The following is a 21,710-nucleotide window of genomic DNA, read 5'->3' on the forward strand; positions in this document are numbered from 1 at the left end:
CAGGGCCGGATGACGTTCACATTTTCCGGACATGGCGACGCACGAGCCAGTAGCCGGGACGGGGGGGCGGCTTCGCCTCTGTGACTTCATCCGGGAGCAGCGCGCGCTGATCCTCGAGGAGTGGGAGCGCGCGGCGCGGGTCCTGCCCGAGGCGCGGCGGCTGTCCCAGCCCCGGCTGGTGAATGACCTGCCGCCGCTGCTGGAGCAGCTGGCGGACCGGGTGGAGGACGTCCATACCGGAAACCAGGGCTCGCTGGAGGAGTGGCCGGAGATCCACGCGCTGCAGCGGCTGGACGTGGGATTCGACCTGGAGCAGGTGACGCACGAGTACGCGCTGCTGCGCACCTGCATCCTGCGGCTCTACGGCCAGCACCTGGGGCGCGAGGGCGGGCGGGACACGGAGACGCTGCTGCGGGAGGTGGAGCGGCTCAACCAGCTGTTCGACGAGGCGGTGGGCACGGCCGTGGCGCGCTACTCGCGGGCCCGCGAGCGCACGCTGGTGGCGCTCGACCGCATCTCCGAGGCGGCGCTCGGCACGGAGGACCTGGACACCTTCTTGGAGCGGCTGCTGCGCGTGGTGCTGGAGACGACGGAGGCGGTGGACTCCGTCACGTTGCTGCTGCGCGAGGGGGAGGTGCTGCGGGCGCGCGCCTCGGTGGGCCTGGAGCAGGAGGTGGCCACCGGCTTCCAACTCCGGGTGGGCGAGGGCTTCTCCGGGAAGATCGCCGCCGAGCGGCGCCCGCTGGAGGTTCGCTCGGCGGCGGCGGATCCGCTGGTGAGGAGCGAGGCGCTGCGGCGGCGGGGTACCCGCGCGCTCTACGGGGTGCCGCTCATCACCGGGGGCGAGGTGGTGGGCGTGGCGCACATGGGCAGCATCACCGCCTTCGAGTTCTCCAACGAGGACAAGCTGCTCTTCCGGGCGATGGTGAGCCGGGCCTCGGCGTTGCTGGTGCAGACGCGGCTGGCCAGCCGGGAGCGCGAGGCCCGCGAGGCGATGCGCACGGGCGAGGAGCTGCTGCGCCTGGTCATCGAGCAGAGCGGGGATGCCATCATCGTGACGGACGAGCGGGGGGTGCTGCGCATCTTCAACGTGGAGGCCGAGCGCCAGCACGGCGTCAGCCGCCAGCAGGTGGCCGCGCCCGAGTGGACGGCGACGTACGGCCTGCTCGACCTGGAGGGGCGGCCCCTGGCGCTGGAGGCGACGCCCCTGTACCGGGCGCTCCACGGCGAGACGGTCACCGAGGCGCGCTGGAAGGTGCGGCGCCCGGATGGCTCGGTGCGCATCCTCAACGGCACCGCCTCGCCCGTGCTCCGCCCGGACGGCACTCCGGCCGGCGCGGTGATCTCCGCCCGGGACGAGACGGAGCGGCTGCTGCGCGAGTCCGAGCGGTCCGAGACGCTCGCGCTGCTGGACTCGCTGCTGTCCACCGCGCCCATCGGCCTGGCCTTCGTGGACCGGGCGCTGCGCTACGTGCGCGTCAACCGCATGCTCGCGGACATGAATGGGACGCCCATGGAGGCGATGCTGGGGCGCTCCGTGCGCGAGGTGCTCCCCGGCGAGGCCGGTGCCTCCCTGGAGCCCCTGCTGCGCCAGGTCTTCGAGACGGGCGAGCCCCTACGGGAGCGCGAGGTGGCCATCGCCACGGCGGCCGATGAGGGGCGGGTGCACCACTACCTGCTGAGCATCTACCCGGTGCGGGACGCGCGGGACGTGGTGCGCTGGGTGGGCACGGTGGTGGTGGACATCACCGAGCGCCAGCGCACCGAGGAGGAGCTGCGCCGGGCGGCGGAGTTCCGCGAGCGCTTCCTGGGCATCGTCTCGCATGACCTGCGCAACCCGCTCAACGCCATCCTCCTGTCCGCCAACGCGTTGATGCGCGCGGATGACCTGCCCCCCCGCCACCTCAAGCCCGTGCGCCGCATCATCACCAGCGCCGAGCGCATGGGGCGGATGATCGGCGAGCTGCTGGACTTCACGCGCGGGCGGCTGGGCGGAGGCATTCCCGTGTCTCCCCAGCACCTCAACCTGCGCCACCTGGTGCGGCATGTGCTGGAGGAGCTGGAGGCGGGCCATCCCGGGCGCGAGCTGCGGCTGGAGGGCTCGGGGCGCTTCGAGGGGGAGTGGGATCCGGACCGGCTCTCGCAGGTGATTGGCAACCTGGTGAAGAACGCGCTCGACTACAGCCCGGAGGGCACGCCCGTGCGGCTGCTGCTGCACGACGAGGGCGAGAGCGTCGTCCTGGAGGTGAACAACGCCGGCCCGCCCATTCCGGCCGAGCTGCTGCCCACCATCTTCGAGCCCTTCCGGCGGCTCACGCGGGACAGCCCGCACCCGGCCTCGGGCCTGGGGCTGGGCCTCTACATCGTGGAGCAGATCGTCCGGGGCCATGGGGGCACCCTCTCGGTGCGCTCCACCGCGGAGGAGGGCACCACCTTCACGGTGCGGCTGCCTCGGACTCGAGGCGGGCCTTCTCCTTCTCCATGAGCTCGCGCACGTGGTCGCGCAGCGCGGCCGCGTCGGGGAAGGCGCGCGGATCCACGGGCTCCAGGACGCTCACCTTGCAGTCCGCGCGGAAGCGGAGCAGCAACCCGTGCTTGGGCAGGGTGTCACCCGTGCCGCTGAGCACCATGGGGATGAGGGGGCAGCCCCGGGCGTGGGCCAGCCGGAAGGCGCCGTCCTTGAAGGGCCGCATCTGGTTGTCCGGCGAGCGCGTGCCCTCGGGGAAGAGCAGCACGGGCACGCCCCGGTCCAGCCAGCGCTCGCACGCGGCCATCATCCTCGCGATGCTCTCCTTGTCCCCGCGCACCAGCCCCACGTAGCGGTTGAGGTACATGTTCCAGCCGAGGAACGGCAGCTGGAAGTTGGCGGCCTTGGAGACCCACTTGAAGGGCCGGTAGAGGCCGAAGAGCACGAGGATGTCGCCGAGGGACTGGTGGTTGGACACCAGCACCGCGGGCCCGTGCCAGGGCAGGCGCTCACGGCCTTGAATCCGCAGACGCCAGCCGGGGTTCACCCAGAAGTAGAGCTGCGCCCAGCCGCACGAGAACAGGTGCAGCACCCGGCCGTTGCGATCGAAGGGCCACGTCACCAGGAAGATGACGAGCGCGACGCAGAAGAGGACGGCGGAGCTCGCCGCGAAGAACGACCAGAAGAGCACCGAGTGGAGCCAGCGCATGTCATCCCGCTCTGGAGGAAAGGCGCCATCATCGCACGCCGGGTGAAGAATGGACGGCCCATGGTGCGGGCCCCTTGGCAGACAGCCCGGGGTAGGGGAGAAGCAGCCTCGACATGGACATCGCGCTCATCACCTACTGGGGCCTGCCGGAGATGACGGAGGACGACCAGCGGCTGCTCGAGCCGCTGCGCGCCCGGGGGCTGAGGCCGCGGGTGGTGCGGTGGGACGACCCGGCGGTGGAGTGGGAGCGCTTCCGGCTCGCCCTGGTGCGCACCACCTGGGACTACTTCCTCAAGCCGGTGGAGTTCCTGGCGTGGCTGGAGCGCGTGCCCCGCCTCGTGGACGTCCTCAATCCCCCGGACGTGCTGCGCTGGAACAGCCACAAGTCCTACCTGCTGGAGCTGGCCGGCAAGGGCGTCCCCGTCACCCCCACGGCGCTCTGCCCCCGGGGCCGGGCGGCCTCGCTGCCGACGCTCGTGGCGGAGCGGGGCTGGGGGGCGGTGGTGGTGAAGCCCGCGGTGTCGGGCGGCGGGCGGCTGACGCGGCGCTTCGAGCCCGCGCGGCTCGCGGACGAGGGCCAGGCCCACCTGCAGGCGGTGCTCGCCGAGGGCGATGCGCTGGTGCAGCCCTTCCTGCCCGCGCTGCACGAGGGCGGCGAGCGCTCCTACGTCTTCTTCGACGGCGTCTTCTCGCACGCGGTGGTGCGGCCGCGCACCATGGAGGCCGTGGGCGCCACCCTGCCGGATGGGGTGCCCCTGGCGCCGCGAGCGGACGAGGTGGCGCTGTCCGAGCGCGTGCTGGCCGCCACGCCCGGACGGACCCTCTATGCCCGGGTGGACGTGGCCACCGGCCCGGAGGGCACGCCGCTGTTGCAGGAGCTGGAGGTCATCGAGCCGCGGCTCTTCCTCGGGGCGTCCGAGGGCGCACCCGGGCGCTTCGCGGACGCGCTCGTCCGGTACCTCGCGCGCTGAGGCGGGCCGCGCGAGCGGTTAAAGGGGCTGCTGACCGGCGACGCTCGGGGCGCTGGGAGTGGCGGGGGCCGCGGGCGTCTCCTCGTCCTTCAGCTCGTACTCGAGCGGGGCGGGGGAGATGGCCATGTCCCGCGTGACGACCCAGGAGTTGAAGCGCTTCTCGGACACCTCGATGAGCTTGCCGTCCTCGTAGCAGACGACGTGCAGCACGAAGGTGGGCGCCTTGATGGTGGGGCGGCCGTACTGGTAGCACTCCTGGTTGCCGCGCCGCTCCTTGCTGGTGGGCTGGCCGAGGATGCCGGAGACGTCCTGCGGCGACATGCCCTTGTTCACCTGCCGCAGGCCCCACGCCGTTTCCACGCGGTAGGGGGTGGCCTCCGGCTGCAGGGCCACGAACCACTTGCCGAGCAGGAAGAGGACCAGCACGGCGGCGGGGTACAGCAGGAGCATGCGCTTGGAGCGGCGAGGCTGCTGCTTCGAGTAGGCGCTGAAGAAGCCGTCCTGCTCGGCTGCGTCCGTTCCACCGGGCCCGGTCTGCTGGTGCTGTTGGCTCACACCCCGAGACATGCCCCGGCCTGGGACCAGATGCAAGCAGGGCGCGCGGGGCCGGAGAGCGGGGGTTCAGGCGAGCGACAGCTCACGGGAGGTGGAAACCGCTTCCCCACCAGGCGGGCGGCTGTGCTCTGGTGCGCCGCCATGACGTCCCCCCTCGTCTACCGCCGCTATGGAGGCTCGCTCCAGGTCTCCATCCCTTCCTTCGACGTGCTGGTGGAGGCCGTGCGCATTCCGGAGACCCAGTGGCTGGCCACGGCCTGTCCTCTGGAGGGTCTCAACTGTGATCCGCGCTTCCTCGCGTTCCTCGACACGGATGGGAACAAGCGCATCCGCGTGGCGGAGCTGCGCGCCGCCGTCGAGCACACGGGGAAGCTGCTGAAGTCGTACCAGGGCGCGGACGCGGCGAGCGACGTGCTCGCGCTGGACGTGCTCTCCGAGGCGGGAGGGAAGCTCCGGGACGTGGCGGGCATCCTGCTGGAGACGCTGAAGGCCGGGGACCGGACGCGCATCTCGCTGGAGCAGGTGCGCACCAGCGAGAAGGCGCTGCGGGAGGCGGGGCAGAACGGGGATGGCATTGTCGCGCCGGCCTTCCTGCCCGAGCCGCTGCGCTCGCTGGCCGTGAAGCTCATGGCCTGTTTCCCCGAGGTGAAGAACCGGGCGGGGCAGGCGGGCGTGGACCTGCCCATGCTCCAGCGTTTCCGCGAGGAGCGGAGCGCGTTGCTGGTGCACCTGGCGGAGAGGGCGTCGGTGCTGGTGTGGGGCGAGCGGAGCCTGGAGCACGCCCGGCGCATCCAGGAGGTCCGGCCGCTGCTGGACACGTATTTCCTGCAGTGCCGGCTGGTGGCGGCGCAGCCCGAGGCCGTCTCGAGCCTCAAGCTGGAGGCGGGGCGGGTGCAGGGGGCGCTCGGGGACACGCAGGCGCTGGCGCGGGTGGTGTCGGAGCTGCCCGTGGCGCCTCCCGAGCCCGGAGGGGCGCTGCGGTGGTCCCGGCTGTACCGGGGCCAGGCCTTCGAGCGGCTCGAGGCCTTCCGCAAGGACGTGGCGGTGCCGCTCACGGGGGACATGGCGACGCTGGGGGACGCGGCCTGGCGCGAGCTGTGCGCGAGAGCCGACGCCATCCTGGCGTGGCAGTCGCGGCTGGAGGCGAGTCCCCTGCGCATGCTGGTGGAAGCCTTGCCGGCCATTCCCGAGTCCGAGCTGGAGGCGCTCGAGGCGGCGTGCCGGGCGGACCTGGCGCTGAAGGACAAGCTGGACGCGGTGGACGAGCTGGAGCGGCTGATTCTGTACCAGCGCTGGCTGCTGACGTTCGCCAACAACTTCATCAGCATGCCGGACCTGTACCAGACGAAGCGGCGGGCGCTGATGGAGCGGGGGACGCTCATCCTCGGGGGCCGGAGGTACAGGCTGTCGGTGCTGGTGACGAACCGGGCCTCGCACGCCGCGCTGACGGGCCAGGGCACGACCTGCACCCTCTACGTGCAGGTGGTGGCGAAGGATGGGGGGGAGAGCTACGAGGTGGCGGTGCCCGTCACGCGCGGGCGGAGCGACGAGCTGGCGGTGGGCAAGCGCGGCGTGTTCTACGACGTGGAGGGCCGCGAGTTCGACGCCGTGGTGACGCAGGTCATCCGCCAGCCCGTGTCGCTGTGGGAGGCGATGACGATGCCGTTCGGGCGGATCGGCCAGTTCGTCTCCAAGAAGATCGAGGGGATGGCGGCGGCCGGGGAGAAGTCGCTCGACGAGTCCCTGGAGAAGAGCTACGCGCACGGGACCCTGGCGGCGCCCGGCGTGCCAGCTCCGGGAGCCCCCGCGGCGGCACCCGTGGCGGCGGGACCGGGCGGCTTCATCGCGGCGACGGGCATCGCGTTCGCGGCCGTGGGCTCGTCGCTGGCCTTCATCGTGACGCAGGTGAAGTCGCTCACCGTCTTCGACGTCATCTCGGCGGCGATGATCGTGGCCGCGGTGGTGATGCTGCCCTCGGGCCTGCTGGGGTGGCTCAAGCTGCGCAAGCGCAACCTGTCCCTGCTGCTGGAAGGCTCGGGCTGGGCGCTCAACGACCGGTTGAAGCTCACGGGGGACCTGGCGGCCCTCATCACCCGCCGGCCGAGGCTGCCGAAGAACGCCAAGGTGGACCGGACCGATGTGTTGCGCTCGGTCCTGGTGAAGGTGCGCGAGGATGACGAAGAGGAGCCGCGCTCGGCGGGCATGTGGTTGGCCATCGGGCTCGCCGTGCTCTTCGTGGTGCTCTGGCAGTTCCGCGAGCCGCTCGTCCGCGAGGCCTGCAAGCGCCACTGGATGGCGGGCGCCACGTGCGACTCGCTGGTGACACCGGGCTCTTCTCCGGCCGTGCCGCCCGCGCAGCCGGCGCCGTGAGGCCCTGAGCTACTTCCAGCCGAGCAGGTCGCGCAGCAGGGGCGTCATCTGCTCGGCCGTCCGCTGGTGGGTCTTCCGGCTGGGATGCCAGAGGCAGCCGAGTCCCTCGTCTCCGGGATTGGGCGGCACCTCGGTGAAGTGCACGCGGGCATCTCCAGCCTGCCGCAAGGTCTCCACCACGCTGGAGATGAGGGCCCGGGCCTGGCTGCGTGCGTTGACGTCCTTGGGGTGGCTGTTGGTGATGCCGGAGCCCAGGACGCAGACGATATGGGCGTTGGGGTAGTGGCCGCGGATGCCGTCCACCAGGGCACGGTAGGCGTCGCGGAAGCGCTCCTCGCCAGGGTGCTCCTTCCAGAAGTCATTGGCGCCGAGCTGGATGATGACGGCATCGGGCACCCAGGAGGTGAAGTCCCAGCGGCTGTCCTCGCGATGGGGGAGGGTGCGCGCGTAGAGCTGGGGCAGGGTAGGGGTGGGGTCGTTGGCGTAGTTGACGGCCGCGCCCTTGCCGGAGAAGGCGATGAGGGAAGCCTCGGCACCGAGGGCCTGCGCGGTGAGGGAGGCCCAGGTGAGGGAGCTGCGCTGGGTCTCCACGTTGAAGCTGCACTGCTCGTTCTTGCCCTCGATGCCGAAGCCGGTGAGCCCCGAGTCACCGATGAACTCGAGGCGGCGCGTGGGGGCGGGAGGCGCGGACAGCAGGCGGGCGCCCGGGTCGAGCTCGAGCCCGAGGAACTGCGTCTCCCCGACGACGGACTCGGTCTCCTTCTCCAGGCGCAGCACGTGCTCGCCCTCGGAGAGGCCCTCGGCGACGCGGTAGAGCAGGCGGCCCTCGCCGACGTACAGGTCGCGGAAGGGCGCACCGTCCACGCTGAAGCGGAAGCGGTTGGGGGCGAGCTCCTCGACCTTGGGCATGTCGAGCAGGCGCAGGCCGAGGGACGTGCCGGTGAAGCGCGCGGTGAGGGACGTGCCGCCCCAGGCGAGGCGAGGGCCCTGGGCATCTCCACGGTCCACGCGGCCACCGAAGCGCAGCTCGGGGGCCTGGGAAGACACCTGGACGGGGATGGTGCGGCAGCCACCGAGCACGGCCAGCAGCACGGCCACGCCCAGCGATTTCAGAGGGCTCATGCCCCCGGGTTCTACCTGACGACGTACCAGTTCACATCGGAGAAGCCCTGCCGCACCACGCTCGAGAGCAGGGTGCCCTCCTTCATGAACCAGAAGGCGAGTTGCCCGTTCGTCCGGTGGTGCCACAGGACGTCCAGGTTCCCGTCCCTGTCGAGGTCTCCCGCCGACACCGGGCGCCAGTTCACGTTCGGGTAGCCCTGAACCATCTTGTTGGAGAGCACGGCGCCTGCCCGCATGAACCAGAAGTCGAGCTGGCCCTGGGTGCGGTGGTGCCAGAGGATGTCCAGGGCCCCGTCTCGATTGAAGTCTCCCGCCGTCACCGGGTACCAGTTCCTGTCGGGGTGGCCCTGGAGCGTCACCTGCGACAGCACGGTGCCGGCGCGCATGAACCAGAGGGCGAGCTGGCCCCGGGTGCGGTGGTGCCACAGGATGTCCAGCTCCCCGTCACCGTTGAAATCCGCCGTGGTCACCGGCTGCCAGTTCACATCGGGGTAGCCCTGGAGCTCCAGCTTGGAGAGCACGGTGCCACCCTTCATGAACCAGAGGGCGAGCAGGCCCCGGGTGCGGTGGTGCCACAGGACGTCCAGGTTGCCGTCGCTGTCGAAGTCCGCGGCCATCACCGGCTGCCAGTTCACGTCGGTGGGGCCCTGGAGCACCACCTCCGAGACCCGGTTGCCTCCCTGCATGAGCCAGAGGGCGAGCAGGCCCCGGGTGCGGTGGTGCCGCACGAGGTCCAGGTTCCCATCACTGTCGAAGTCCCCTGTCGCCACCGGGTACCAGTTCACGTCCTGGGTGCCCGGGACCTCCACCTGGGAGAGCTGCGTGCCATCCTTCATGAACCAGATGGCGGACTTGTCCTCGGTGCGGTTCTGCCACAGGACGTCGAGGCTCCCGTCGCTGTTGAAGTCCGCGCTCTTGTTTCCACACAGCCTGGCGCTGGCATTGCTCGTCGCGCGGCAGAAGGCATCGATGGCCGGGTAGACGTAGGTGGAGTCCTCGCCGCGGCAGCCCGTCTGGGGGCACACGTTCACCACGTTGCAACTGCCGTTGGCGACGTAGTCCACGTCCCCGCGCACCAGGATGCCCGTCACCGAGTAGCCACTCGTCTCGTAGACGCCCGAGCCCGAGTTGGCGGAGAAGGTGTCCGTGGTGCCCACGAAGTAGTCCAGCGTGCTCGCGCGCGGGTCGCGCACCGCGCCGCCCGAGTCGGCCTTGAAGGGAATGCCACTGCCGCTGCCGATGACGGCCAGATTCTGCCCGCTGGCCAGGGCGGTGTTGCCCGTCTTCACCGGCGCTGGCGTGAAGCGTGGCGTGGCGGGCCGGTCCAGCCGCACCAGGGCGTAATCCACCGAGCCCTGCTTGCGGGCCACCACGGAGGCGCAACTGAAGACGTCCGCCGTGGTGACCGTCTGCAGCGTGCCCTCGGAGGGCCGGTAGTAGTTGAAGACGAAGCGGATGTTGGCGCAGTCCGACGAGGTGCTGACGCAGTGGCCCGCGGTGAGCACCACGTCATCGTCGATGAGCGTGCCGGAGCAGATGGCCGCGGTCGGATCCTCCCGGAAGCGCTCCGTGGCGCAGAGGTTGTGGCGCACCCCCAGCGTCGGGGCGTTGAAGGTGATGTTGTTGGGATCCGCCGTGTCGAGGGCTCCCGCGAACATCAGTGCCACCGTCGACTGCTGCGCGCGCGCCCTCAACGTGGCGTCCGGGTGCGCGTACACGTCCTGCCGGTTGTCCGTGCCGTAGACGACCTCGCCTCTCGTCTGGTGGAGGGATTCACCTTCCTCCGGGTCCATGGAGGTACAGGCCATGGACGAGAGCAGTGCCAGCAGGGGCCAGGAGCGATAGGAGCGTGACGGTGAGTGGGTCTCTCTCATGGGGGTTGGGTAATGCGCATGGGAGACTCGTGACGCATCCGGCCCCTCGGGGGGGCTGGCGCCAGGTTGATAAGGATTGGCTTGGACAAACCCTGCTGCGGCGGCATGGACAATCCTTGCGGAACAGTGGTGTTTGATGTTTCCAGCCAATGTGCGTGATTGGCGTGGGGATGGTGTGGTGGTGTGCAAGTATTTGCATCCGGGATGCATGGTTTGGCTATTCCCAGATTATTGACCAGCCTTGGGAGCGATGGGCGCTCATGACCGCGCGGCCTAAATCGTTGGTACCGCCAATTCCGGCGGCATCACCAGCAAGGAGCAACGTCATGGACGAGAAGCGAGAGAAGAAGCTCCGCCTCAACAAGGAGACCATCCGCAACCTCTCGGATGAGAGCCTCGAGCAGGTCGCCGGTGGCAAGAAGAAGGGCGAGACCGGCCTGATCTGCGTCTCGTTCGTCAAGCACACGGCGTGCGTCGGCTGCTCGATCATCTGCTAGCAGGCGGCGAGACGATGCGGTGACGCTCCCCTCTCGAGAACACACCAAGGGGGGAGGTGTTGGGAGGGGCCTCCGAACGCATCCGGCGTTCGGAGGCATGTGAAGTCAGTTCAACTGGGCCGCCACCAGCGAGGCGTAGACTCCGCCGCGGGCGAGCAGCTCCTCGTGGGTCCCTGCTTCCACCAGGGTCCCATCCTCCAGGGTGAGGATCAGGTCCGCGCGGGCCACCGTGCTCAGCCGGTGGGCGATCACGATCCGCGTGCAGTTGATGGCCGCCAGGGCCTGGTGGACCTTGCTCTCGGTGATGGCATCCAGGGCGCTGGTCGCCTCGTCCAGCAGCAGGAGCGCGGGCTTGCGCACCAGCGCCCGGGCCAGCGCGAGCCGCTGCCGCTGCCCACCGGAGAGCGAGGTCCCGCGATCCATCAGCAGGCTCTCGTAGCCCATGGGCATGGCGAGGATCTCCTCGTGGAGGTGCGCCACCCTGGCGGCCTCCACCACGTTCTCCAGGGGAAGGGTGGGATCCGCCAGGGTGATGTTGGAGCGGATGCTCGCGCTGAACAGGGCCGGGGCCTGCAGGACGATGCCCACCTGCTGGCGGACCGAGCGCAGATCCAACTCGCGCAGATCCACCCCGTCATAGAGGATGCGGCCCGAGCAGGGGAGGTACATGCCCAGCAACAGGTTGGCCAGGGTGGACTTGCCCGCGCCCGAGCGGCCCACGATGGCCACGAGCTGCCCGGGTTGGATGTCCACCGAGACCTCGTGTGTCACCAGGGGCGCGTCGGGCGCGTAGCGGAACGAGACCTTCTCGAGGGAGATCCTCCCCGTGAGGGCATGGGCCCGGCGTGCCTTTCCCACCTCCTGCTCGCGGGGCGTATCCATCACGTCATGGAGGCGGTCGAGGTAGCTGCCCAGCAACTGCAACTGCATCATGGTGGTGACCAGGTTGGAGAGCGGCCCCAGGAAGCCCACCGCCACCGCGTTGAGCGCCAGCATGCTGCCCAGGCTGAGCGCTCCGTGGAGTACCTGCCAGGCGCCGAAGCACAGGATGACCAGGGGCGCCCCCGCCCGCAGGGTGGTCATCAGTGAGTCGACGATGGCATTGAGCCGGCCGCGCTCGAGCGAGACGTTGAGCACGTCCACGAACAGCCCCGACCAGCGGTCCACCGCCCGGTGTTCGCCGCCCATCGCCTTCAAGGTCTCCATCCCGGTGAGGAACTCGACCTGGTAGGCCTCGGATCTCGCATCCGCCTCGAGGTTGCGGGCCATCAGCTCGGCCTGCCGCCGGTACGTCCAGCAGAACACGCCCACCTGGAGCGCTCCGAGCCCCAGCACCAGCAGCCCCAGCGGCACGTTCACGATGAACAACACCAGCAGGTACACGGTCACCATCGAGCCGTCCAGCAGGCCCGAGAGCGCGCCCGAGGTGAGCATCTCGCGGATGGTGGTGTTGCTGTTCAGGCGGTTCATGAGATCGCCCGCCGAGCGCCGCTGGAAGAACACATACGGCAGCTCCACCAGGTGCTCCACGAAGCCGAGCGTCATCCGTGCATCCAGCTCGGTGCGCAGGTGCAGCAGCAGGAAGGCCCGCAGCATCGCCGCCAGGAATTGGAAGAGGATCAGCGAGGCCATCGCCACGCACAGCACGAGCAGCAGCCGGTAATCGCCCCGGGGCACGACCCGGTCCGTGAGGGCTCCGGTGAGCGCCGGCAATCCCAGGGCGAACAGCTGCACCAGCACGGAGGTGAGGAGGATGCGCGGCAGCATCCCCGACTGGAGCAGCAGTTGCTTCAGGTGGCGCACGATGGGGCGCCCCTGGCCCTTCTCCCGCACGAACGCGTCGCCGGGCTCGAGCAGCAGGGCCACGCCCGTGAACGACCGGCGGAACTGCTCGAGCGGCACCCGCCGCCGGCCCAACGCGGGGTCCACCAGATCCACCCAGCCCGGGCCCAGGTGCTCGAAGACCATGAAGTGGCGGAACTCCCAGTGGAGGATGGAGCCGGGCGGGAGATAGTCGAGATCCTCCACCTCCAGGGCCACCCCACGGCCGCGCAGCCCATACCAGCGGGCGGCCTCGAGGATGCGCAGCGCGGTCGCTCCGTCCCGGCCGAGGCCGATGACCTTGCGGACGTCGTCCAGCCGCACCGCCTTGCCATGGTAGGCGAGCACCATGGCCAGACAGGCCGCGCCACAATCACTGGCATCCAGTTGCTGGATGTAGGGAATCCGCCTGAGTCTCCCGGGGAGGCCCAGCCGGAGCAGCTCCGGAAAGCGCTTCAACAGGGATTGGAGTGTGCTGGTCATGTGGGTGGTTCAGGGGAACAGGGCTTTCAAACCGGGGACGATGGTCGTCACGATGCGCTCCGTCTTCACCCGCGCATGGGCGGTGCCCAGCATTCCGTCGACGTACGCGAGCCGCTTGCCATCCGCCTCGAAGAACCGCGAGGGCGCGTGGGCCCGCACCAGCACCACCGCCCCGTTGACCGTCAGGCTCTCGGCCAGCTCGGGGCCCAGGTAGCGGCGGACCTCGCCAGGTCCCACCAGCTCATCCCCGACCTCGTCGATGACCAGCTCCTGGTACTGGTAGGAGAAGCCCTGCAGCTCCAGGCGCATCGTACTCCCCTTGGAGAGGAGCGGGCGGGAGCCGCCGGGAAGCATCGCGATGATCTCCAGCGGCGAGTCCTCCTGGACCAGGGAGACCACCACCTCGCCCTCGGTGAGGTGCTGGCCCCGCCGGATGCGCACGTCACTCACCACTCCCGCCTGGGGCGCCCGCACCACCCGCTGATCGAGCTGGAATTCCGCCAGCTCCTTCTCGGCGCGCAGCGAGCTCAGGGCCTGGCTCGCGCCCTCGTCGGAGAGGTCCCTCATCCGCCGCAGCAGATGCAGCTCGAACTCCTGGTTGAAGCGCTCCAGGCTGGCCTGCTCCATTCCGGCGAAGAAGCGCACCAGGATCTGCCCCTCCTTCACCCGCTGCCCGGGCTGGACCTCCACCGAGGTGACCCGCCCGGACGCGAGCGCCGTCACCTCCACCCGGGACTCCGCCCGGACCACCGCCGGACCGCTCGCGTATTCGGAGATCCATCCAAACACCCCGAACGCGCCGTAGAACCCGACCACCACCAACAGCAGCCAGAAAGCCCAGCGTGTCCAGGACGGGGAGAGCCGCAGCACGTCTCCGTGCTCCTGGGCTCCGGCGTAGTAGTCGAGTGCCTCTCTTCGGAATATCTGCTCGGGATCTTCCATCAGAGATGTCTCCACTTCGAAGCTGGAAGGGAAACCATGTGTAGCCGGTGCAGGTTTTCGGTGCCTTCACCCCCGAGAGCAGCTCCGTGTCGTGGACGCGACGGTGTTGAAAAGGCTGGCAATGTCTGCCCTGGCGCCGCATCGCTCGCGTGAGGGGGGCGTGGTACGGGATGCGGAGGAGGTCTCCATGGCGGAATGGACAGCGCTCCTTGAGGGTCCCCTGCGTGAGCAGGCATTGCGGACCGTGGATGAGATCGCGGAGGTGCTACGGGAGGGCCAGGGGGTGGAGGGAGCCGCGCTCGCGGGAGGCCTCGCGGGGCTGGCCTTCCTGTTCGCCGAGCTGGAGCGGGGGCAACCCCGGAATGGCCACCGGGCCCGGGCGGAGCGGCTCCTCCTGGAGGCCGCCTCGGCCATCGAGGAGCAACCGCTTCCGCCCTGGTTCTACGCGGGCTTCTCGGGCATCGCCTGGTCCATCGAACGGCTCGGCGCCTTGGGCGTGCCCTCCATCGACGGGCTGGAGGAGATCGACGAGGCGCTGCTGGCCCTGGTCTCCCGGCGGCCGTGGACCGCCGACTATGACTTGATCGCCGGGCTGGTGGGCCTGGGCGTCTACGCGCTCGAGCGGCTGCCGCGTCCGGAGGCCGTCCGGTGTCTCGAGGAGATCGTGGCCCGCCTGGAGGAGCGCTCCCTCCGCGCCGGCCCGGGGCTCTCCTGGTGGACCCCGCCCCAGCTGCTGCCGGAGCATCAGCGGGCGGTGTACCCCGAGGGGTACTTCAACCTCGGCGCGGCGCACGGAGTCCCCGCGGTGGTGGCCCTGCTGGCCCTGTGTGCCCGGGCGGGCGTGGCGGAACCGAAGGCACGCGAGCTCGCCGCGGGTGGGGCGCGCTGGCTCTTGGCGAATGCCTCGCCCGACAGCCCGGGAGTGCGCTTCCTCCCGTGCGTCGCGCCCGGTGTCCCCCCTCGCTTCTCCCGCGCCGCCTGGTGCTATGGCGACCCCGGCGTCGTCCTCTGTCTGCTCGTCGCCGCCCGGGCCCTGCCGGACCGCGAGCTCGAACGTGCGGCATTGGAGCTCGCGCGCGAGGCCGCCCGGCGCCCCGCGGAGGACTGCGGGGTGAAGGACGCCGGGGTCTGCCACGGTGCCGCGGGCCTCGGTCACATCTACAACCGGCTCTACCAGGCCACCCGGGAGCCGCTGTTCAAGGAGGTGGCCACGTCGTGGTTCTCGCGGGCGCTGGAGCTGCGGCGTCCTGGAGAGGGCGTGGCCGGGTACTTCTCCTGGTCCCCGGTGCCCGGCCTGGAGGAGGCCGGCTGGGTGCCGGATGGAACCCTGCTCACCGGTGCCGCGGGGATCGCGCTGGCCCTGCTGGCGGCGTGTCACCCCTTCCCTCCTTCCTGGGACGGCATGTTCATGGCCTCCCTTCCCGCCTGACTCCGCCCGCCCATGGCCCACAGCCTTTCCGAGGAGAAGTCCCGGGAGTTTCCGTTCTCCCCAGCGGGGTTCTTCGCGCTCCGCACCCCCTTGCTGCCCTTCGAGGAGCTGAGCAGGTGGAGCGAGGGGTTGCGGGCTCCGCGGTGTCCGCCGGGCTCGCTGGAGCTGGAGCCGGCGCTGCGCGAGGATCGCGCGGCCCTGCGGGCGCGTCTGGGAGGATTGCTCCGGCAACCGGAGGTGCATGAGGCCCTCTTCGTGGCCTCGCCGAGCCTCCACGAGTGTCTGGGTCTCTGGCAGCGGGAGCCGGAGAGCGAGCGCGGACAGAAGATCGAGCGCAGCCTCGTGCGCTACGTGCTGCGCATGGTGGGGCGGCCCACGCCCTTCGGCCTGTTCGCGGGTTGCTCCGTGGGGAGACTCGGCGAGCGGACGCGGTTGCGGCTCGGTCCCCGCTCCAGCTACCAGCGCCACACCCGTCTGGACATGGACTACGCCTGCCTCCTCGCGGAGGCCCTCGCCCGCACGCCCGAGCTGCGCCAGCACATCTCCTACTGGCCCAACACGAGCCTGTACCGCGCGAGCGGCCGGCTGCGCTACGCCGAGGGACGGCTGCGCGACAAGGTCCGCTCGTACCACCTGGTGGCGGTCGAGCCATCCGAGTACCTGGAGGCCACGCTGGCCCGGGCCCGGCAGGGAGCCTCGCCCGAGGCGCTGGCGCGCGCGTTGGTCGAGGCGGATCCAGAGATCGGCCTCGAGGAAGCGGCGGAGTACGTCACGGAGCTCATCGACAGCCAGCTCCTGGTGCCCGAGCTTTCCCCTCCGGTCACGGGGCCGGAGGCGCTCCCCGAGTTGATCTCCCAGCTCCAGCGGCTCCCCGGCGGAGCGCCCTTCGTCGACGCGTTGCTCCCGGTGCAAGCCGCGCTCGAGCAGTTGGATTCGGGGGGGCTCGGCGCGTCGAGCGAGCACTACCTGGAGGTGGCAAGGATGCTCTCGGGGCTGCCCGCTCCCGTCGAGCTGCCCCGGCTGTTCCAGGTGGACATGATCAAGCCCGCCCCCGAGGCCGTGCTGGGGCGGGAGGTGGTCCGGGAGCTGGAGCGCGGCGTGCGGCTGCTGCACCGGCTCACCCCCAAGCCGCAGCGGGATGCCCTGGAGCGCTTCCGCGAGGCCTTCACCCAGCGGTACGAGGCGCGCGAGGTCCCCCTGCTGGAGGCGCTGGACGCGGAGGCAGGCATCGGCTTCGACCCCTCCAACGCCTCCAGTGCCGAGGCAGCGCCGCTCCTGGCCGGGATGGCGCTGGGCGGAGCGGCCGACGGAGGCGCGGGTGCCAGCTTCGGTGAGCGCGAGATCCTCCTCCTGCGCAAGCTGGAGGAGACCGTGCGCACGGGGAGCCAGGTGCTCGAGCTGGACGAGGCGCTCATCGAGCGCCTGGAGAACAAGGAGCGCCAGCCTTTTCCCGACTCCTTCGCGGTGATGGCGGCCGTGGCGGCGGAGTCCGAGGCGGCGATTGCGCAGGGCCGCTTCCATCTCAAGCTCCCCGCGGCCGCCGCTTCCGGTGCCAACCTCCTGGGCCGCTTCTGTCATGGAGATTCCCTGCTCCACCGCGAGGTGGAGGGGCTGCTGCGTGCCGAGGAGTCGCTCCGGCGTGACGCGGTGTTCGCGGAGATCGTCCACCTGCCCCAGGGCCGGGTCGGCAACATCCTCGCCCGCCCGGTCCTGCGCGAGTATGAGATTCCCTTCCTGGGGCGGTCCGGTGCTCCGCCCGAGCGGCAGCTCGAGGCGTCCGACCTGAGGGTCTCCGTCCAGGGCTCCCGGATCGTGCTGCGCTCGGCACGGTTGGGGCGCGAGGTCATTCCCCGGATGACCAACGCGCACAACTTCCAGTTCCAGAACCTCGGTCTCTACCGGTTCCTCTGCTCGCTGCAGTACCAGCAACGCTGCGGAGGCCTGATGTGGAGCTGGGGACCGCTGGCCCACCTCGGCTTCCTGCCGAGGGTCACCCACGGGCGGCTGGTGCTCAGTCCGGCCATGTGGAACCTCGGGCGCGAGACGCTGGAGGCGCTCGGCGAGGCGGGCGGGGCACGAGGTTTCGCCGCGCTCCAGGCGCTCCGGGCCGAGCGGCGCATGCCGCGCTTCGTCGCGCTGGAGGACGGGGACAACCTGCTCCCCATCGATCTGGACAACGTGCTCGGCGTCGAGACGTTGATCCATCTCATCAAGGATCGGCCCGGCGCGAGCCTGGTGGAGATGTTCCCGGGGCCGGACGGGCTGTGTGCGGAGGGCCCCGAGGGCCGCTTCGTGCAGGAACTGGTGGTGCCCTTCATCCGCACCCATCCCGCGGAGCCGGAGCGGCTCGCGGTGGGCTCGCGCGTCCCCGTGGAGGAGCCCCGGCCCTCCACCCCGGTCCGCAGCTTCCTGCCCGGGTCGGAGTGGCTGTACCTCAAGCTCTACACCGGGTCCGCCACGGCGGATCGCCTCCTCTGCGGAGCGGTGGCCCCGCTGGTGAAGGCCGCGCTGAGCTCGGGAGCGGCGGACGGATGGTTCTTCCTCCGCTATGGCGATCCGGACTGGCACCTGCGGTTGCGCTTCCACGGTTCCCCCGAGCGGCTGAGGGAGCTGGCCGGCGGGCTGTCCGGAATGCTCGCTTCGCTCCATCAGGAGCAGCTCCTGTGGAAGGTGCAGCTCGACACCTACGAGCGCGAGGTGGAGCGTTACGGGGGAGCGGAGGCCGTCCTCCTCGCCGAGCGGTTGTTCCAGGTGGACAGCGAGGCGGTGCTGGAGCTGCTCGAGCTGCTTCCGGGAGACGAGGGCGCGGATGCGCGCTGGCGCCTGCTGCTGTGCGGGATGGACCAGTTGCTGCTGGACCTGGGGCTCGGGTTTGAGGCGAGGCTCCAGGTGGTCACCGCGTTGCGCGAGAGTTTCGGCCGGGAGTTCCAGGTCGATCGTGCCCTCGAGCGGCAGATGAACGAGCGCTTCCGCCAGGAGCGCCGGAGCCTGGAGGAGCTGCTGGGTGCCAGGAGGGCGGGCTCGCGTGTGCTGGCCGAGGGGCTGGCGGTGCTCCAGCGGCGCTCCGACAGACTGGCGCCCATCGCCGCCGGGTTGAAGGCGCTGGAGGCGGCGGGGAAGCTGAGTGTCTCCATCGCCGGGCTGGCCGGGAGCTTCCTGCACATGCACGCCAACCGCATGGCGCGCTCGGCGGCGCGCGCTCAGGAACTGGTCCTCTACGAGCTACTCACTCGCCACTATTCTTCCCAGGCTGCCCGCCAGCGGAAGACGGAGCGGGAGGGCTGAGCCCGGCTCCTCCCAGCGACACGCGTGCCACCATGCCCGCCCGGACCGTGTCGTCGGGGGAGAGCAGGGTGGCCATGGCGAACACCATGCGAGAAGGCGAGTCCACCTCGGGGGAGATGCTCTCGAGCCTGCCCGGGAGCTCCTTGCCCAGGGTGGGGAGGAAGATGCGGACCGGGAGGCCGACGGTGGCCCTGCCGCTGCGCTCTTCCGGAAGCGCGAAGCGCACGCGGAATCCGCCTGCCTGGATGATCCGGAGGACGGGCCTTCCGGCCTGGACGCGGGCACCGGCATCCAGGTAGCGCATCGCCACCACACAGTCGAAGGGCGCGCGGAGCTCCGCCTCGGCGAGCCGCTGGCGGATCTGCGCGAGCGCCGCCCGCCGCTCGCGGATGCTCGCTCGGGCGGAGGCCAGCTCGGTGAGCGCGGTCTTCTCCCGGTAGCGCGCCTCGGATAGCTCATCGGTCGAGAGGGCGCCCGAGGGGGGCTTCACATAGCGCTGGAGCCGTTCCGTGGCCTCGCTCGCCTCCAGCTCGGCCCGGTGCTGCGCGGCCTCGGCCTGTTCGAGCTGGGCCTGGGCGATCTGCTCCTCGTTGCGCAAGGGCTCCAGCGACATGCTCGCCAGCACCGTTCCCGCCTTGAGCCGATCCCCAGGCTGGACGCCGACGCGTGCCAGCAGGCCCTCGAAGGGGGTGCTCAGCTCCACCGCCTCGTTGGCGAGCACCACTCCCAGGAAGCGCTCGCTCTGGGGGGCACCCGCGGGAGAAGGTCCGGCGCTGGGGGCCGGTGTCACCGAGGGAGCCGCTCCGCTCCGCTGCTCCACCGGGTTGGAGCACCCGGCCAGTACCGATAGACCCAGCAATGCAGCCATGGCGCGCATGCCGGGGAGGTTCTGCCTCCCCATCGTGGGGCGTCAACCCGCGCTCCCCTCGCGAGCGCGGCCCACGTCGAGCCCTGGACGGACGACGGCCGGGGCTGCTCAGCTCGTGACGGAGGTAGCGGACCCGAGGGGCGGGCGGGAGATCCACGCGGCGATGAAGACGTCCAGCTCGCCGCGCAGCACGTCGGAGACGAGGGCGCGGGCGTGTCTGTGCGCCTTGAACTCCTTGGACTTGCCGTCGACGAGGCCGGGGGCCAGGACGCAGACGATGTGGGCGCCGGGGTAGTGGGCGCGGATGTCGTCCACGAGGGCACGGTAGGTGTTGCGGAAGAGCTCCTCGCCTGGGTGCTCGTTCCAGAAGTCATTGGCGCCGAGCTGGATGACCACGGCATCTGGCACCCAGGAGGAGAAGTCCCAGCGGCTGTCCTCGCGATGGGGGAGGGTGCGCAGGTAGAGCTAAGCCATCGGAACAAAGTCCTTTCAGGGGGGCCGCGCCGTCCACGCAAGTCCCGCCTTCGGGTGATGCCCACCTCCTGGGCGCGCTCTTCACGAACTTGTCCAACTGTTGGACAATTTTGGCGAAACCGTGCCCGGAGGATCCCTCCTGCTCATGCGCTGAGGACAGAGCCCTGCACGGACTTTCTTCCGATGGCTTAGGGCAGGGTGGGGGTGGGGTCGTTGGAGTAATTGACGGCCACGCCCTTGCCGGAGAATGCGACGAAGAAGGCTTCGGCGCCGACGGACTGTGCGGTGAGGGCGGGCCAGGTGAGGGAACTGCGCTGGGTCTCCACGTTGAAGCTGCACTGCTCGTTCTTGCCCTCGATGCCGAAGCCGGTGAGTCCTGAATCGCCGACGAACTTGAGGCGGCGTGTGGGGGCCGGAGGTGCGGGCAGCAGCCGGGCGCCCGGGTCGCGAGGAACTGGGTCTCTCCGAAGACGGGCTCGGTCTCCTTCTCCAGGCGCAGCAGGTGCTCGCCCTCGGGGAGCCCCTTGGCGATGCGGTAGAGCAGGCGGCCCTCACCGACGTAGAGGTCACGGAAGGGTGCACCGTCCACGCTGAAGCGGAAGCGGTTTGGCGCGAGCTCCTCGACCTTGGGTAGATCGAGCAGACGCAGACCGAGGGACGTGCCGGTGAAACGCGCGGTCAGGGAAGTGCCACCCCAGGACAAGCGGGGGCGCTCGGGTCTCCATGGTCCACGCGGCCACCGAAGCGCAGCTCGGGGGCCTGGGGAGACGCCTGGGCGGGAACGGTTCGGCAGCCACTGAGCACAATCAATATTGCCGCTATACCTTTCCAGAGCCCAAGTGCGCTGACTGTTCGTGAGTATGGGGAATAAGACTCATTCGTAAATCAGGGCAGGTACCGCTTGCGAGAGCTATGCAAAAATAGCGATGGGGACGATTTGGAACGCAGGGCCTTCGATGGATGTGATGAGTTCAGGAATCTTGAGTCCCGAGTCTCGTGCTTCCACAAAGGCATTGCCCATCTGTTCTAGGACCGATGTCGGCAGCCTGGATAGTGTGGTGCCTCGTAGTAAGTTGATTGTTTCTGTACCGTTCTTTTCGACTATATGTACGACTTTGCCGAGAACGCGGAATTGGCCATCAATTATCGCTGCTGGGCTTTGACGTTCGAAATACTCAAATTCGACGGGGATGACCGCACGTAATTCAGCGTCTTTTGTGCTGGCAATTAGATCCAATGTCTTTGCCTGGATTATTGTGCTGAAAAGCTTTCTTATGGATTCATCCAGCTTGGTGAGTTCGCTGGTTTTGTTCTTGGGCTTGGTTTTGTTTTGCGCTGTGTCCATGAACTGAAAGGACTCTGCGAATCGCATCATATCAAGAAACTGGATCGTGGCATCCATCCAGTCGGCGAACGGGTTCTTCCGAAGAAGTGCCGTGAATTCTACAAATTCGCCAAGCTCGACCTTGGTGTTCGGATTTTTAAGATCAACGAACTTTATCAGGCCTCGTGCGGTTAGCGAGTCGCGGAGTCGTGCGAATAGAGCTGTTGGTGTGAAGACTTTTTCTTCTGATATTTCCCGCTGTGAAGATTGCTTTTCCTCTTTTTGTCGCGAGCGATTGAATCCGAGTTTGAGGAAGGCAAATACATTGGCGGCGCCTATTTCGGCGTTTGTGTCATTCTTGTTTGATTCGGATCCGACTTCGGTGGTTTTAATTGTGTGCAGCTGTGAGAAGCCTTGCTCGATGATTGCGAGTAGATCGAAGACTATGCGCTGGTTTAAGTAGATGGGAATTGCGAGTTGATTTTGGTGGAGAGGGTAGTCCATTGGTTTTGTGATGAT

16 protein-coding genes and 1 pseudogene are annotated in these 21,710 nt (G+C 69.3%); 6 read left to right on the forward strand and 11 right to left on the reverse strand.

Features of this window, described 5'->3' with window-relative positions; genetic code table 11:
- Positions 1-31 precede the first annotated feature (31 nt).
- Positions 32-2,485 carry an ATP-binding protein gene (locus tag NR798_RS11550; protein ID WP_375771520.1) on the forward strand — a complete coding sequence of 818 codons (2,454 nt, stop codon included), beginning with the start codon at positions 32-34 and terminating at the stop codon, positions 2,483-2,485.
- On the opposite strand, the gene NR798_RS11555 is transcribed toward NR798_RS11550, so the two are convergent.
- Complete coding sequence (locus NR798_RS11555) at positions 2,436-3,176, reverse strand: lysophospholipid acyltransferase family protein (RefSeq protein ID WP_375771521.1); 741 nt, start codon at positions 3,174-3,176, stop codon at positions 2,436-2,438. The two genes, NR798_RS11550 and NR798_RS11555, sit on opposite strands and share 50 nt — an antisense overlap.
- Positions 3,177-3,289: 113 nt before the next feature.
- Between NR798_RS11555 and NR798_RS11560 the strand changes: the two genes are divergently transcribed.
- Entirely contained in the window at positions 3,290-4,147 is an 858-nt protein-coding gene (locus NR798_RS11560) for a RimK family alpha-L-glutamate ligase (RefSeq protein ID WP_375771522.1), read from the forward strand.
- 18 nt (positions 4,148-4,165) lie between these two features.
- Here the strand turns inward: NR798_RS11560 and NR798_RS11565 are convergent, their stop codons facing one another.
- Positions 4,166-4,702: a hypothetical protein gene (locus tag NR798_RS11565; RefSeq protein WP_375771523.1), complete on the reverse strand. Its 537-nt coding sequence runs from the start codon at positions 4,700-4,702 to the stop codon at positions 4,166-4,168.
- Positions 4,703-4,843: 141 nt separating this feature from the next.
- Between NR798_RS11565 and NR798_RS11570 the strand changes: the two genes are divergently transcribed.
- Complete coding sequence (locus NR798_RS11570) at positions 4,844-7,072, forward strand: kinesin (RefSeq protein WP_375771524.1); 2,229 nt, start codon at positions 4,844-4,846, stop codon at positions 7,070-7,072.
- A 9-nt stretch (positions 7,073-7,081) separates the two neighbouring features.
- Here NR798_RS11570 and NR798_RS11575 read toward each other — a convergent pair whose 3' ends face one another.
- The gene (locus NR798_RS11575; RefSeq protein WP_375771525.1) at positions 7,082-8,194 is read right to left on the reverse strand and encodes an SGNH/GDSL hydrolase family protein; all 1,113 of its coding nucleotides are present in this window, start codon (positions 8,192-8,194) and stop codon (positions 7,082-7,084) included.
- Positions 8,195-8,205: 11 nt separating this feature from the next.
- Positions 8,206-10,068, reverse strand: a complete 1,863-nt coding sequence (locus tag NR798_RS11580) for an FG-GAP-like repeat-containing protein (protein WP_375771526.1) — start codon at positions 10,066-10,068, stop codon at positions 8,206-8,208.
- Between the two features lie 326 nt (positions 10,069-10,394).
- Between NR798_RS11580 and NR798_RS11585 the strand changes: the two genes are divergently transcribed.
- On the forward strand, positions 10,395-10,565 hold the full coding sequence (locus NR798_RS11585; RefSeq protein ID WP_375771527.1) for a class I lanthipeptide: 171 nt from the start codon (positions 10,395-10,397) through the stop codon (positions 10,563-10,565).
- A gap of 105 nt (positions 10,566-10,670) precedes the next feature.
- On the opposite strand, the gene NR798_RS11590 is transcribed toward NR798_RS11585, so the two are convergent.
- Complete coding sequence (locus NR798_RS11590; protein ID WP_375771528.1) at positions 10,671-12,869, reverse strand: peptidase domain-containing ABC transporter; 2,199 nt, start codon at positions 12,867-12,869, stop codon at positions 10,671-10,673.
- Positions 12,870-12,878: 9 nt separating this feature from the next.
- The gene (locus tag NR798_RS11595; RefSeq protein ID WP_375771529.1) at positions 12,879-13,811 is read right to left on the reverse strand and encodes an efflux RND transporter periplasmic adaptor subunit; all 933 of its coding nucleotides are present in this window, start codon (positions 13,809-13,811) and stop codon (positions 12,879-12,881) included.
- A gap of 187 nt (positions 13,812-13,998) precedes the next feature.
- Between NR798_RS11595 and NR798_RS11600 the strand changes: the two genes are divergently transcribed.
- Both NR798_RS11600 and NR798_RS11605 read left to right on the forward strand, forming a co-directional pair.
- Positions 13,999-15,240, forward strand: a complete 1,242-nt coding sequence (locus NR798_RS11600) for a lanthionine synthetase C family protein (RefSeq protein ID WP_375771530.1) — start codon at positions 13,999-14,001, stop codon at positions 15,238-15,240.
- Positions 15,241-15,252: 12 nt separating this feature from the next.
- Positions 15,253-18,525: a lantibiotic dehydratase gene (locus NR798_RS11605; protein WP_375771531.1), complete on the forward strand. Its 3,273-nt coding sequence runs from the start codon at positions 15,253-15,255 to the stop codon at positions 18,523-18,525.
- Here NR798_RS11605 and NR798_RS11610 read toward each other — a convergent pair.
- The 5 genes and pseudogenes from NR798_RS11610 to NR798_RS11630 form a co-directional block, all read right to left on the reverse strand.
- Positions 18,467-19,393, reverse strand: coding sequence for an efflux RND transporter periplasmic adaptor subunit (locus NR798_RS11610; RefSeq protein WP_375771532.1), 927 nt, complete (start codon positions 19,391-19,393; stop codon positions 18,467-18,469). The two genes, NR798_RS11605 and NR798_RS11610, sit on opposite strands and share 59 nt — an antisense overlap.
- Positions 19,394-19,501: 108 nt before the next feature.
- Positions 19,502-19,852: a GDSL-type esterase/lipase family protein gene (locus NR798_RS11615; RefSeq protein WP_375773749.1), complete on the reverse strand. Its 351-nt coding sequence runs from the start codon at positions 19,850-19,852 to the stop codon at positions 19,502-19,504.
- A 203-nt stretch (positions 19,853-20,055) separates the two neighbouring features.
- On the reverse strand, positions 20,056-20,193 hold the full coding sequence (locus tag NR798_RS11620) for a hypothetical protein (protein ID WP_375771533.1): 138 nt from the start codon (positions 20,191-20,193) through the stop codon (positions 20,056-20,058).
- Positions 20,194-20,309: 116 nt separating this feature from the next.
- Positions 20,310-20,729, reverse strand: a pseudogene (locus tag NR798_RS11625) (hypothetical protein); the annotation flags it as partial.
- 48 nt (positions 20,730-20,777) lie between these two features.
- Positions 20,778-21,695, reverse strand: a complete 918-nt coding sequence (locus NR798_RS11630) for a hypothetical protein (protein ID WP_375771534.1) — start codon at positions 21,693-21,695, stop codon at positions 20,778-20,780.
- Between the last annotated feature and the right edge of the window lie 15 nt (positions 21,696-21,710).

Source organism: Archangium gephyra (assembly GCF_042230915.1).
Lineage (GTDB): Bacteria > Myxococcota > Myxococcia > Myxococcales > Myxococcaceae > Archangium > Archangium gephyra_B.

Coding starts and splice junctions, on each gene's coding strand:
- NR798_RS11560 (WP_375771522.1), top strand. CDS start 3,290: ATGGACATCGCGCTCATCACCTACTGGGGCCTGCCGGAGATGACGGAG.
- NR798_RS11580 (WP_375771526.1), bottom strand. CDS start 10,068: ATGAGAGAGACCCACTCACCGTCACGCTCCTATCGCTCCTGGCCCCTG.
- NR798_RS11585 (WP_375771527.1), top strand. CDS start 10,395: ATGGACGAGAAGCGAGAGAAGAAGCTCCGCCTCAACAAGGAGACCATC.
- NR798_RS11590 (WP_375771528.1), bottom strand. CDS start 12,869: ATGACCAGCACACTCCAATCCCTGTTGAAGCGCTTTCCGGAGCTGCTC.
- NR798_RS11600 (WP_375771530.1), top strand. CDS start 13,999: ATGGCGGAATGGACAGCGCTCCTTGAGGGTCCCCTGCGTGAGCAGGCA.
- NR798_RS11595 (WP_375771529.1), bottom strand. CDS start 13,811: ATGGAAGATCCCGAGCAGATATTCCGAAGAGAGGCACTCGACTACTAC.
- NR798_RS11570 (WP_375771524.1), top strand. CDS start 4,844: ATGACGTCCCCCCTCGTCTACCGCCGCTATGGAGGCTCGCTCCAGGTC.
- NR798_RS11630 (WP_375771534.1), bottom strand. CDS start 21,695: ATGGACTACCCTCTCCACCAAAATCAACTCGCAATTCCCATCTACTTA.
- NR798_RS11605 (WP_375771531.1), top strand. CDS start 15,253: ATGGCCCACAGCCTTTCCGAGGAGAAGTCCCGGGAGTTTCCGTTCTCC.
- NR798_RS11610 (WP_375771532.1), bottom strand. CDS start 19,393: ATGGCTGCATTGCTGGGTCTATCGGTACTGGCCGGGTGCTCCAACCCG.
- NR798_RS11555 (WP_375771521.1), bottom strand. CDS start 3,176: ATGCGCTGGCTCCACTCGGTGCTCTTCTGGTCGTTCTTCGCGGCGAGC.
- NR798_RS11550 (WP_375771520.1), top strand. CDS start 32: ATGGCGACGCACGAGCCAGTAGCCGGGACGGGGGGGCGGCTTCGCCTC.
- NR798_RS11575 (WP_375771525.1), bottom strand. CDS start 8,194: ATGAGCCCTCTGAAATCGCTGGGCGTGGCCGTGCTGCTGGCCGTGCTC.